This window comes from Wolbachia endosymbiont of Nasonia vitripennis (assembly GCF_048054115.1).
Lineage (GTDB): Bacteria > Pseudomonadota > Alphaproteobacteria > Rickettsiales > Anaplasmataceae > Wolbachia.
Window position 1 is genome coordinate 22,676 of the sequence record NZ_JAFEVF010000009.1, and the last position, 12,368, is coordinate 35,043.

Annotated in this window: 11 protein-coding genes, 1 tRNA gene and 2 pseudogenes; 4 read left to right on the top strand and 10 right to left on the bottom strand. The window is 34.0% G+C overall.

Features of this window, described 5'->3' with window-relative positions; genetic code table 11:
• Positions 1 to 44: 44 nt before the first annotated feature.
• The 9 genes and pseudogenes from metK to pheS form a co-directional block, all read right to left on the bottom strand.
• Positions 45 to 1,034, bottom strand: a pseudogene (gene metK / locus JR053_RS02450) (methionine adenosyltransferase); the annotation flags it as partial.
• A gap of 39 nt (positions 1,035 to 1,073) precedes the next feature.
• A tRNA-Ile gene (locus JR053_RS02455) sits at positions 1,074 to 1,150 on the bottom strand.
• Between the two features lie 8 nt (positions 1,151 to 1,158).
• Positions 1,159 to 1,428, bottom strand: coding sequence for a 50S ribosomal protein L27 (rpmA, locus tag JR053_RS02460; protein ID WP_006012184.1), 270 nt, complete (start codon positions 1,426 to 1,428; stop codon positions 1,159 to 1,161).
• 10 nt (positions 1,429 to 1,438) lie between these two features.
• Complete coding sequence (gene rplU / locus JR053_RS02465) at positions 1,439 to 1,741, bottom strand: 50S ribosomal protein L21 (protein WP_007302510.1); 303 nt, start codon at positions 1,739 to 1,741, stop codon at positions 1,439 to 1,441.
• 218 nt (positions 1,742 to 1,959) lie between these two features.
• Positions 1,960 to 2,438, bottom strand: a pseudogene (locus JR053_RS02470) (outer membrane protein).
• Positions 2,439 to 2,672: 234 nt separating this feature from the next.
• Positions 2,673 to 3,143, bottom strand: coding sequence for a P44/Msp2 family outer membrane protein (locus tag JR053_RS02475; RefSeq protein ID WP_010404534.1), 471 nt, complete (start codon positions 3,141 to 3,143; stop codon positions 2,673 to 2,675).
• Positions 3,144 to 3,378: 235 nt separating this feature from the next.
• Positions 3,379 to 3,939 (bottom strand): P44/Msp2 family outer membrane protein, encoded by a 561-nt coding sequence (locus JR053_RS02480; protein WP_007302507.1) that lies wholly within the window; start codon positions 3,937 to 3,939, stop codon positions 3,379 to 3,381.
• A gap of 60 nt (positions 3,940 to 3,999) precedes the next feature.
• Positions 4,000 to 5,235, bottom strand: a complete 1,236-nt coding sequence (locus JR053_RS02485; protein ID WP_010404529.1) for an NTP transferase domain-containing protein — start codon at positions 5,233 to 5,235, stop codon at positions 4,000 to 4,002.
• Positions 5,236 to 6,279 carry a phenylalanine--tRNA ligase subunit alpha gene (gene pheS, locus JR053_RS02490; RefSeq protein WP_010404527.1) on the bottom strand — a complete coding sequence of 348 codons (1,044 nt, stop codon included), beginning with the start codon at positions 6,277 to 6,279 and terminating at the stop codon, positions 5,236 to 5,238.
• A 663-nt stretch (positions 6,280 to 6,942) separates the two neighbouring features.
• Between pheS and JR053_RS02495 the strand changes: the two genes are divergently transcribed.
• From JR053_RS02495 to JR053_RS02505, 3 genes are read left to right on the top strand one after another with little or no spacing between them, the layout of a single operon-like run.
• On the top strand, positions 6,943 to 8,664 hold the full coding sequence (locus tag JR053_RS02495) for a hypothetical protein (RefSeq protein ID WP_010407170.1): 1,722 nt from the start codon (positions 6,943 to 6,945) through the stop codon (positions 8,662 to 8,664).
• Positions 8,665 to 8,704: 40 nt separating this feature from the next.
• Entirely contained in the window at positions 8,705 to 9,301 is a 597-nt protein-coding gene (locus tag JR053_RS02500; protein ID WP_139686594.1) for a riboflavin synthase, read from the top strand.
• Between the two features lie 57 nt (positions 9,302 to 9,358).
• Positions 9,359 to 9,946, top strand: coding sequence for a CvpA family protein (locus JR053_RS02505; RefSeq protein WP_029237697.1), 588 nt, complete (start codon positions 9,359 to 9,361; stop codon positions 9,944 to 9,946).
• A gap of 130 nt (positions 9,947 to 10,076) precedes the next feature.
• On the opposite strand, the gene JR053_RS02510 is transcribed toward JR053_RS02505, so the two are convergent.
• Positions 10,077 to 11,402 (bottom strand): phosphomannomutase/phosphoglucomutase, encoded by a 1,326-nt coding sequence (locus JR053_RS02510; RefSeq protein ID WP_010407162.1) that lies wholly within the window; start codon positions 11,400 to 11,402, stop codon positions 10,077 to 10,079.
• Positions 11,403 to 11,531: 129 nt separating this feature from the next.
• Here JR053_RS02510 and JR053_RS02515 point away from each other — a divergent pair, with 129 nt between their 5' ends.
• Positions 11,532 to 12,350 carry a hypothetical protein gene (locus JR053_RS02515; RefSeq protein WP_416603433.1) on the top strand — a complete coding sequence of 273 codons (819 nt, stop codon included), beginning with the start codon at positions 11,532 to 11,534 and terminating at the stop codon, positions 12,348 to 12,350.
• Positions 12,351 to 12,368: the final 18 nt, after the last annotated feature.

Below are 12,368 nucleotides of genomic sequence, written 5' to 3' on the forward strand. Positions count from 1 at the left end.
TGTCAGTTAATTCATGCCTGTCAGATCAAGTCTAAACTATTACAAGTTGATAAATCTATGTTACCTTCAATAAATCCTTTAATCCTCTCTTCATCTACTGTATTTGTGCCAAATGTATCAATGTAAAATGAAGTAGGTTTTGAAACACCAATTGCATAAGAAAGCTGTACAAGGCAACGTTTAGCCAAGCCGGCAAAAACAATATTTTTAGCAAGGTATCTCGCCATATAAGCTGCGGATCTATCAACTTTTGTTGCATCTTTTCCAGAAAATGCTCCTCCACCATGTGGAATATAGCCTCCATAACTATCAACCATAATTTTTCGTCCGGTTAAACCACAATCACCAACTGGTCCACCGATAACAAATCTACCTGTTGGATTGACTAAGAGATTTTCTTTAGGGCACATCCACCCTTCAGGTAAAGATGAAGCTATGTAAGGATAAATTATTTCCTTCACTTTCGATTGACTCAGATCCTCAAGATGCTGTATTGAAACAACAATACTTTCAGCACGCACTGGAAGGTTATTCTCATACGCCAAAGTGATTTGCGATTTTGCATCCGGACCAAGCTTTACCTCTTTGACCATACTCATGATATTTCTCAGAATCGAGTGTGCATAAAAAATGGGTGCTGGCATGAGGCTTTCTGTCTCTATTGTTGCATAGCCATACATTATGCCCTGATCCCCAGCACCTTGATCCACACCTATTGCAATGTCATTTGATTGTTCATGTAGTAATATATTTACTTTCACTGTTTCCCAGTGGAAACCATCATGCTCATAACCAATATCTTTTATTGTATTCCGTACAATACTTTCAATCTTGCTATTTTCAATGTTCGGCCCAAATACTTCCCCAGCTATAATAACATTATCTTTAGTAACTAAAGTCTCTATTGCAGTACGAGAGGAAGAGTCATTAAAAAGGTATTCGTCAAGTATTGCATCTGAAATCTGGTCTGCTACTTTGTCTGGATGACCGGCTGCTACTGATTCACTGGTTACTGAATTCTTATGTAAAACCATCGCTTAGTTACACGATATCAAAACTATTGCAAATTTAAATGGTGGGTCTGGGAAGAGTTGAACCTCCGACCTCACGCTTATCAGGCGTGCGCTCTAACCACCTGAGCTACAGACCCGTATCTATTCAAGCCAAGGCTTGCATATCATCTGTAGGCACAACATCAATAAACGTCTTTTTATTTGCTGATTTTCTAAAACTCACCCAGCCTTTCGTTTTAGCAAAAATCGTATGATCTTTACCCATACCAACATTCTTTCCAGGATGAAATTTTGTACCTCTTTGACGTACAATTATGTTACCTGGAATAACCTCACCATTCTTCTTTATCCCGAGCCGACGCCCTGCCGAATCTCTACCATTACAGGAACTACCACCTGATTTTTTAGTTGCCATATCTTACCTCTTACTTTTGAAGACTAATTTCATTGATACGAAGAACAGTAATATACTGCCTATGACCATTTTTCCTACGGTAATTTTTTCTTCTCTTTTTCTTAAAGATTATAATTTTTTTATCTCTACACTGCTCCAGTACTTCAGCTTTAACAACAGCATTAGATGAACAAGATAAGCCATTGTTTGAAACACAAATCACTTTATTGATTTCCACTTCCTCTTTTTCTTCAGCTTGTAATCTTTCTACTTTAATTATGCTGCCTTTTTTTACTAAATACTGCTTTCCACCAGTTTCGATTACTGCAAACATGACAAATATCAATTATTGTTATTAACACTAATCGTAAATGATGTTACACATACTGTCAATATAAATAAAAACATGAAATACTTCTACCTTTATCTGCTTTTCCTCGTGGAGAGTAGTCAAGTTTTAAAACTTGACTACTCTCAAGTTCTCTTAGTCTCATGAAAACTTTACGACGTTAACAAAAACTCAAGCTTTCACTAAAAATATTCAATCGGAGCTTATAAATTAAAACTCATTCCAAGTTCAAACCCATGAGAAAAATTACTGAACTTGTGAAGTTTATAGCCAGCGAAAACATTCGTTCTCTCAGAAAGTGGAAGATTAATACCAGCACCTATCTGGTAGGAAAAAACTTTTCTACGTCTGGCTGTTGACCTTGCTGTGCTGGTAGAGATACTTTAGCGCCACCTCCTACACCAAAAGTAACATAAGGAGTAATATCCGTACTTTCAAATTTATAATGATAATGAAGCTTTGCCATGAATCCTAGCTCTGCAAAAGATCCTCCAAAAAAAACAGATTTGACTACAGGACCAGCTGAAATTTTTATGCTATCTGTATAATGATAGCCAAGATCATAATTAACACCAAGATTGCCATATGACGACGAAGTATAGATTCTATCTCTAATCCAGTCAACTCCAAAAGACGGTGCTGACAGAGAACAGCAGACTACTAAAGTAAGTAATTTTTTCATTTTTACCCTCTAACCATGAATATACGCATATATACTCACAGAAAAGTTAAAAATTACATAACTTACATAATAAAATCGGAATCACTTTCTTAGCTACTTGCCTTTCTCTTGCAATTGCCAAACTTCTCTTTGTCACATTTTGTTACCTACTGCAATCATCATTTTAGCCTATATCACTTGCTTTTTTTCAACAAAAATTCAAACCAGACTTCACTAAAAACATTCAATCGGAGCTTACAAATTAAAACTCATTCCAAATTCAACCCCATGCGAAAGTTCATGGAACTTTTGCAGCTTGTAGCCAGCAAAAACACTTGTTCTCTCAGAAAGTGGAAGATTAATACCAGAACCTATTTGATAAGAAAAAAATTCTTCTACGTCTGGCCCTTGATTTTCTGAAAGAGGAATTTTAGCAACTCCTCCTACACCAAAAGTAACATAAGGAGTAATATCTGTATTTTCAAATTTATAATGATAATGAAGCTTTGTCATAAGTCCCGCGTCTAAAATCCCTTCACTCATAACAAGTTTAACTGCAGGACCAAATGAAATTTTAATGCTATCTGTACAATGATAACCAAGATCATAATTAATACCAAGCATGCCATACGACGAAGAGGTGTAGGTTCTATCTTTAACCCAATCAACTCCAAAAGATGGTACTGACAAAGAACAGCAGGCCAACAAAGTAAGTAACTTTTTCATTTTTATCCTCCAAAGATTAATATATGCATATACAAGCATATAAATATTAAAAATAGTATAAATTGCAAGTAAAAAATTGGAATTATTTTATTTTTTTTGTTATTTGTCTTTCTCTTGCAATTGCAAATTGGCATATCTTTCACTATCTGCTGCAATCAGCATTTGAGTCTACATCACTTACTTTCGCTTCAATATAATTTCCCACTAGCCTTTACTAAAAATATTCAATCAGAGTTTATAAATTAAAACTCACTCCTAGCTCAATTCCATGGAAAATTTTATGAAACCTTTGCAATTTGTAGCCAGCAAAAACACTTGTTCTTTCAGAAAGTGGAAGATTAATACCAGAACCTATTTGATAAGAAAAAAATTCATCATTGACTACAGCTTTGAAAGCCTCTCCAAGTAGAGCACTTATGTTTTCACCTATACTATCAGCTCTACCTACATTAGGTTTAGCCTTCATTGTACGCACTATAACAGCACCAACACCAGCAGTAATATAAGGAGTAATACCCGTATTTTCAAATTTGTGATGATAATGAAGCTTTGCCATAAGCCCCACCACTGCTCCAAATTCTTCATCAAGAGTAGGTTTGATTAGAGAATTAATAATAGGTTTGATTACATAGCCAACTGAAATTTTAACGCTATCTGTATAGTGAAAACCAACGTCATAATTAACACCAAGTCGGCTATATGACAAAGAAGTATAAATTCTATCTTTAATCCAATCAACTCCAAAAGATGGTACTGAAAGAGAACAACAAACCAACAAGGTAAATAATTTTTTCATTTTTATCTAAGATCTCAGCATATGCATATATAAGCATAACCATCAAGAAAAAAATTGGAATTATTTTATTTTTTTAGTTACTTGCCTTTCTCTTGCAATTGCAAGACTTCCCTTTGGCACATCTTTCACTATAACGCTACCTGCTGCAATGACAGAGTCATCATGCACATTAAGCGGTGCAATTAATGAACTATTGGCACCAATAAAACAATTGCTTCCAATATTTGTTTTACGTTTCTTTTTACCATCATAATTACAAACAACAGTACCTGCACCTATGTTACTCCCCTGCCCTACCTGAGTATTTCCTATATAACTTAAATGCTTTATCTTAGTATTTATACCTATATCACTTGCTTTTGTTTCAACAAAATTACCTATGATTGCACCATCACCTATTGTTGTATTTTCACATTTGGCAAATGGACCAACCCTAACACCAGATCCTATTTTTACTCCAGGACCAAAAAAAACGTATGGGTAAACAATCGAATCCATACCAATTTGCGTATCAAGAGAGAAGAAAACAGTTTCTGGAGCAACAAGCGTTACTCCAGAGTTAGTGAAAAACTTTCTTTTTTCTTCTTGAAAGTAAAACTCGGCCGTTGCAAGGTCATTCCTATTATTTATGCCAGTTGCCTCCTCCTCATCAGCAATAACATAGCCGACATTTAAATTACTCTTTACTGCAATGGCAACGATATCGGTCAAGTAATATTCATGAGCTTGGTTATTACACTCTATTTTCTCCACCAATTCACGTAGATTCTTTTCATGTGCAACCATTATTCCGGCATTAGCAAGAAATTCCTCATCATTATTTCTACCATTTTGTGCTTCTACGATTTCTCTTAGGGAACCGTTCTCAATAATTAGTCTACCGTATCCTTTATTATTAGTTTTAAACCCAAGACAAACTAAAGCATTGCTCTCTCCTAAGCAGCTTATCATTTTAGTTATTGTGCTGCTTTTTATTAGTGGAGTATCCCCATACTGCACAACAACTATATCTGACAATTCTTTCAGGTTTCTCATTGCAATTTTGACTGCATCCCCTGTACCGAGCGTTGACTCTTGTGTAATTAGTTTTATACCCTCAAAGCATTTCAGCCTTTGAGTTAAAGGCAAATCGACTACAATAACTATTTTTTCAGGATTCAGCTGCTTTGCATTGTAAATGACATGCTCAAGCATGGAGAAATTACCTATTTTGTGCAGAACCTTAGGCAAGCTTGAATTCATTCGTTTACCATGCCCAGCAGCAAGTACAACAAATGTATAAGATTTATTTGTCACTTATCTTAAAGACGAAAAATGAAAACCATAATGGTTGAGCCAACTAACTCTATTGTCGTAAAAGCTCCTTAGATCACTAATTTGATATTTCAGCATTGCTAGCCTTTCTATACCAATCCCAAATGCAAAGCCACTATATTTAGTATGGTCTATTCCAACATTTTTAAAGACATTTGGATGCACCATACCACATCCAAGTACTTCAATCCATTTACTACCTTTATAACTTATGTCCACTTCTGCAGAAGGCTCAGTAAAAGGAAAAAAACTATTACGAAAGCGTATTTTTAGACCTTTATCTCCGAAAAATTTACTAAGGAAGCGATGAATAGTAAATTTTAATTGGCCCATATTGACATTTTCATTAACATAAAGCCCTTCTATCTGATGAAACATAGGAGTGTGAGTTGCATCAAAGTCATTTCTGTATACCCTGCCTGCAGCCACTATTTTAATTGGAAAAGCTTTTGTCTTTTCCATAGTTCTAATCTGCACAGATGAGGTATGAGTGCGCAGCACCATTCTTTTATCGTTTATTTTATTCTTTAAGTAGAAGGTATCTTGCTCCTCTCGCGCAGGATGATGACTTGGAGTATTTAGCGCATCAAACACGTGAAATTCATCTTCAATATCAGGACCATCAACTGCTTTGAAGCCCATATGTGCAAAAATGAGCTTTACTTCACTTATAACTTTGCTCAGTGGATGAATCTTGCCAATTCTTTCTGGTCTGACAGGCAGTGTGATATCAACTGCTTCATTTTGCAGTTTTAACTTAACTTCTTTATCTTTTAGTTCATTTTCTTTGCTTGTTATAAGCTGGTCTATCTTATTGCGTAAAACATTAATCACTGCACCTAGGTCGCGTTTTTCTCCTGCATCATCTATATTCTTTAAGTCATCGAAATAAGCCTTTATTAGACCCTTTCTCCCCAAGTATGACAACCTAACTTTTTCTAAATCTTGCAAAGAAGCAGCATTTTCAATCTCAGAAACTGCCTTATCTTCAAGTAAAGGTATTTCACTTATTAGCTCTTTATTCACCTTAAAAACGCTAGCTTAAACTTTCATTATAGTGAAATCTTTAATATCATCAATAAAACTATTCGCATAAAAAGTTGTCATCAGAGTAGCTGATCTCTATGATGGTATCATTAAAATTGCCCCTATCCGAGTGTTTCCTTCTTCTGTCATTCCAGTGCTCCGACACTGGAATCCAGCCTTTACTTAACAATAAAAACTTAGCATAACTTTCGTGCTCAAAAAATTCCTGAATTCCAGCATCAAGTGCTGGAATGACATCTCTATAGGACTCCTAACTAATCCAAAATATTAAGAAATTCACCAAGCAAAAAAAAGGCAAAAGAATCTCCCAGTAGTGAGTTTTATAATGTAAATTGATAATGTGCTAACAAGCGTGTTTTGGCTGAAGTAGAAAAAATTTAAAAAACATGCAGCCGCTATAATTTTATGTAATTTGCCAATAAATATCTGAGTTTTTTTACTGAATTTTGTCATTGAATCTGCGCAGATCAAAAACAAGGATAAATACTCTTATTGTCATGATAAGGAAACTGATGAGGTTTGTAAAGTAACTTCTTCTGCTCTTATTGAATCCAACGCGCCGCTGTTATGCAAGGGTGCTATAATTATTAATTTATTGACTAATTATGTTTTTTATTTCACTCTACATTAAAAAATTTACTCATGCATAGTAGTAACATAGAAACTAAGAAAAAATACGAAATTGAGGGTTTACCTAAGTTTTTTAAGGATAGATCTAAAAAAATAAGTAAGGCATTTTCTAATGAAGTACTGGAGATTAGCACCATTCGCTCAAGAAGTGTTGTAAGTGATACACAAGAGTTTTCATTTAAGCTCAAGCTGCTAACAGAGGTAAACCCTAATACAATATTACCTCAAATAAAACATTTAATTGACTTTTTTAAAATCTGCCTTTCTCAGGAGAAAAACTTCACAGCCAATATAAAAGTACCAAAAGAAAGTGAAGAACTATACAACAACCACCATAAAGCGAATAAAACTGTAGAAGAATTCATAAGTAATGCTTCAATTCAAATCCTTCTGCAGGGCATAACGATAACGCTAAAAACAGACAAAAACATCAATCTAGATAGCTTGCAACAAATCGAGGCACTCTTAAATGAGAAGCTAAAACATGTAGAAAAAGCTAAAAGCGAGGAGCAAAGTCAAGATACGTTACAAGCAGAAGAAACTGAAAATAAAAACGAAAATGTGGTTGAAAAAGGGAACACGCAAGGCAACCAAATTGTGCAAGGTTCGTTTGGCTACAATATAGTAAGTAACAGAAAGCAAATTACACGCGCACCAGTAATTGTTGCTGCAATGCATGAAAATATTTCCTGGTTTAGGTCTCTTTTTCAGCCATTCAATTTTTTTAATACGGCACAATTCTTTTTCCCACAACTGCCCAAATTTTCTATACAGAGTAACAATATGCCACCTGGTGTTATTCCAGCACTTGACCAAAAAGAAAAAGAACCAGTGTTAGACACTCGGATAACAGAGGGTAGTATAGGAAATTTAGTCCCTCAAGAAACAGAGCGGGATATAGGTCAAATTAGGTCACACACAGATTATTTTAAGGCTAATAGAAAAAAGAAGTCAAAAAAGCAGGCTAAAGAATTATTGCAAGAAGAAAAACAATCAATCATAAAACAAGCTCAAATTGATGCTAGAGTAGCTATGATAGATAATTTGGCTGAGCACAAGGGAAAAAAACTCGATGAAATATTTATTGAAGTGATGAATGGATACAAAAATCAAGATCCAGAAATATTTCACAATATTTCCAACTCAGTGTTTAATATTGTTTACTTTCAAGATAAACAATTACATGAAGTATTAGAACCAGATGAGATATCAGAAGTGCTAGAGGTACTCAAAAGGCCACAAACCCCTAATAATTCACTTTTAGGTAAAGAATATTTACAAAAGCAAGTATATAGAAAAAAAGAGCAGTTGATTAAATTAGTTTCAGGCCAACCTTCTCCACAGCCTAAAAATGTTTCTCATGAAATTTTACCAAGCAAAGCTGTAGACCATTTACCAAAAACAAATGAAGCTAAAACTCGATTGCCTACTAATATTAGGCTCAAATCACCATTAAAAGCTATGTTTTCTTCGAAAGAGACTTATTTTTGTCTATTTTTAGTAGCAGCTTCTATATCAGCACTCTGCCTATGGCACTTGCCGCTGGGAAAAGTGTCAATTTTAAAGGAATTGGTGCCAACAGAAAAAAGGGAAAGTATCGGTCTAACATTAAACATAGGGTTACCAATATTAATTACACTGTGCGTTTTGAACCTGGCTTACTTTCTATATTCTGAATATTCTGTAGAATCTATTGAGCAGATAAGTAAAAAAGATCTTCCTTTGCGCACCTAACAAATAAGATCTTTTGTGATATAATTATTTATTTTATTGCATGTTTAAAGGAATTATCAAAGATATTGGCACTATAACTGATATCACTATCCACCCTAACTCTGATCAAATCTTCCATATTGAGACACAAAATTTATCCTCTATAAACAAAGGAGATTCAATATCCTGCTCCGGAGTGTGTTTAACTGTTGTCAACATAATGAGCAATGTATTCACAGTTCAAGTATCTCAAGAAACCATGAAGGTTTCTAACTTAAATACGTGGAAAACAGGGAAAAAAATAAACCTAGAACAAGCAATGAAACTGAGTGACAGAATTGACGGCCACTTGGTTCAGGGTCATGTGGATGACACAACAGAAATTTTAACAATCAATCAAAATTTAGAATCTCATGAAATCAGACTATCATGCCCACAAGAATTAATTAAATTTGTTGCAAAAAAAGGTTCTGTAACGCTAGATGGAGTTTCCCTTACAGTAAATTCAGTTGTCGATCAAGAATTCACTGTGAATATCATTCCCTATACATGGAAAAACACAACTTTTCAGCATAATAAAATAGGTAATTACCTAAATTTAGAAGTTGATATGATTGCTCGGTACTTAGACCAGCTGATAAAATATCAACACAATTAATTTTACAACTTTGTTATTTACAACTATTATATCTTGAAAATCATATAGATACAAAATATGTTTTTCGATAGCCTAATTATCTTTATTATTGTCTTGTGTGTAATAATATCGATAACTAGAGGTTTTATAAAAGAGCTATGTGCATTAATGTTCTTGCTCTTATCAGTCTTTTTGACAGCTAGTTACTATGATTTTTTTATTATAAATTATAGTAAGTATTTTGACTCTAAAGTTACACAAAACATACTTTCTACAATCTCTGTATTTATCATACTTAATCTTACATTCATGACAATGAATAACTGGCTAATGTACATATTATCACCTATAAGGTTGGGATTAATGGATAGAGTTACTGGAATCTTTGTCGGAGCACTCAGAGGAATATTGCTTTCTTATGTACTATTTTTTGCTGTGCACTTATATTGCCACACAGTATATGATAAAAAAGAGGGAGAGTCTAAAATAGACGCAGAAGACATATTGCCCAATTGGATAATAAATTCACACTCTTATCAGGCTTTATTTGTGACAACAGAAGAAGTAATTAACATGTATGTACCAGAGTCATTGATACTAAAAATAAAAGAGATCGGTGAGGAAATGATTGATCAAGAAAAACCTCAAAACAATAAAGAAAAGTGAGTGTTGATTTTCTATAGCTAAACTATCCTAGACAGCTATTATCCACAGCAATTCGCTATAGGTTACCAATTCCTATTACTAATCAAACAAAACTGCAAACATTGACGAATAAGTAAATCATCAAAAAAATTTAAATGTATAATTTTAGTTCATCAATGTAATACAACAAAACTTTTTTAGTGAATTCAAAATCTTCTAAGGTATTTCCTTCACATCTTGCTGTTATGCAGTTTTGCGTATTTGATACTCTAAGAAGCCACCAACCTTTATCATCAGTTACCTTAATTCCATCAAGCTCTGAAAATACAATGTTTTGCTGCTTTAGTGTCTCCTTTATTGATTCAATTATTTGAAATTTTTTCTCATCCTTCACTACAATTTTCACTTCATGAGTGATATATAACTTTGGTAAATCTTTAATCATCTCAGATAGGCTTTGGTTTTTCTTAAGTAAAATGTCAATGGCTTTAATAGCAGAATATAGTCCATCATCAAAACCTAGCTCAGAAAAGAAAAAATGTCCACTCAGTTCACCGGCAAACTTTGCTCCTTCTTCTACCATCTTTTTCTTAACTAGTGAGTGTCCAGTGGCACAGGTAATTATTTGCCCTCCTAATTTGCTAACGAAATCATGCACTTTCATACTCATTTTTACGTTGGCAATAACCTTGCTTTTTGGGTGTTCCGCCAATACTTCACGTGAAAAAATCATAAACAAGTGATCATTGGAAACAACATTACCTTTATTATCAATCAAGCGTACCCTATCACCATCACCATCAAGTGCAATACCAAGATCACATTTATCTTTCTTGACAATATCTATTAACTGAGCAAGATTTTTCTCTTCTATGGGATCTGGGTCATGCAGTGGAAACGTTCCATCTATAAAGCTATTGGTTACGATGTGTATATGATCTGGTAAAATCTTTTCAATATACCTTACAATTGTTGGGCTATTGCCAAAATCCCAAGCTATTTTTAGTTTTTGTGTAGCGTTATTCTTGAGCGCATTTTTTAATATGTTAACGTACTCACTATATATATTCGTGTTAATTAAGCTTCCAATTTTCGTGCTGTTTTTAATTGTATTGCCTATAATTTCCTTCATTTCTTGATCTGAGTAAACTTTTTTACTACTGAAAAATTTAAAGCCGTTATATTCTCTGGGATTATGAGAAGCAGTGATCATAATCCCAAGATCTGCCTGCATTGTTGCAGCGTAGAGCATAGGTGAAGAACAGAGCCCAACGCGTATAACATTCGCACCGGATAAAATCAAGCCTCTGATTAATTCTTTTTCTATGCTTGGTGAATCTATCCTGCTGTCATAGCCTACACAAACGTTAGCTGCAGTTTGACCAAATTTTCTGCCTATTTCATACCCATCACTGATCTGCAGGTCTCTGCCTACCACACCTCTAATATCGTATTTTCTTATAATAGTATTGTCCATACTGCACTTCTTGGAGTGGTTAATATATAACATTCCCGCCAAATACTCAAGTTTATTTAACTATAAGATTAGTTGATTTTTTAAGAAAATATGCTAATATTATAATATAGTTCTCTAAAAATAGAAATTATGCTAAAAGAAAACTTATTTATAGCTGAAAATCAAGGTTTAGATGTAGATGAGCAAAAGAAAAATGATATTTTAAGTTTCATTAAATCTTGCAAAAATTTTCAGGATTTTATCAGAAAACTAGAAGAAGAAAATTTAATCTGGTACTTTATTGGTCCTTTACACAAAGATGAGAACATTAAAGAACAGGTAAGTTCAAAGTGGAAAGAGGAGTTTCAAAAGTTTGAGCAATCAATAAATGCAACACATAAAAAATTCGCAGAATCTCTACCAAGTGAAAATTTCTTAGTATATACAACACAAGATAATGAATTTAAAATTAGATTTGAAAATAAAGAAAAACCAATAGAGATTAGCACCCTTTTAAAAGCCAGTGACGAAGGCAAGGTTTATAACCTATCTTTAGGGAAAGATAGTCAAATAACTGCAACCAAAAAAGGCAGCGAAAGGCACTATGATTTTACTGGTTCAAGCTCATGTGAGATGACCATTAACTGGCAAGCTAAGGATTCTAAAGGCAATAGCATAGATTGTAGCATGACTGTAGAAGTAAGTTCTAAGGGCATAAAAAGAGTGATTGATGAACCAAAATTTGGAGAAATAACTGACCCAGAAGAGGTATTAAAATTAGTTGAGCAGAATAAAGAAGTTTTTATCAACGGAAAAACTCTGCATCAAGCTTTTACTGACATGGGCAAAAGTGTGAACGAGCAGCAAACACCAGCAGAGGAAACATTTACAAAAGATTCACCACAGTCAGCTACACCAAGTAGCAGTGGATATTCTTCTCTTAATTGTAATAGTTTAGACTTGATCTGACAGGCATGAATTAACTGA

Coding starts and splice junctions, on each gene's coding strand:
- JR053_RS02510 (WP_010407162.1), bottom strand. CDS start 11,402: ATGGACAATACTATTATAAGAAAATACGATATTAGAGGTGTGGTAGGC.
- JR053_RS02475 (WP_010404534.1), bottom strand. CDS start 3,143: ATGAAAAAGTTACTTACTTTGTTGGCCTGCTGTTCTTTGTCAGTACCA.
- rplU (WP_007302510.1), bottom strand. CDS start 1,741: ATGTTTGCAGTAATCGAAACTGGTGGAAAGCAGTATTTAGTAAAAAAA.
- JR053_RS02480 (WP_007302507.1), bottom strand. CDS start 3,939: ATGAAAAAATTATTTACCTTGTTGGTTTGTTGTTCTCTTTCAGTACCA.
- JR053_RS02500 (WP_139686594.1), top strand. CDS start 8,705: ATGTTTAAAGGAATTATCAAAGATATTGGCACTATAACTGATATCACT.
- JR053_RS02505 (WP_029237697.1), top strand. CDS start 9,359: ATGTTTTTCGATAGCCTAATTATCTTTATTATTGTCTTGTGTGTAATA.
- JR053_RS02515 (WP_416603433.1), top strand. CDS start 11,532: ATGCTAAAAGAAAACTTATTTATAGCTGAAAATCAAGGTTTAGATGTA.
- JR053_RS02495 (WP_010407170.1), top strand. CDS start 6,943: ATGCATAGTAGTAACATAGAAACTAAGAAAAAATACGAAATTGAGGGT.
- rpmA (WP_006012184.1), bottom strand. CDS start 1,428: ATGGCAACTAAAAAATCAGGTGGTAGTTCCTGTAATGGTAGAGATTCG.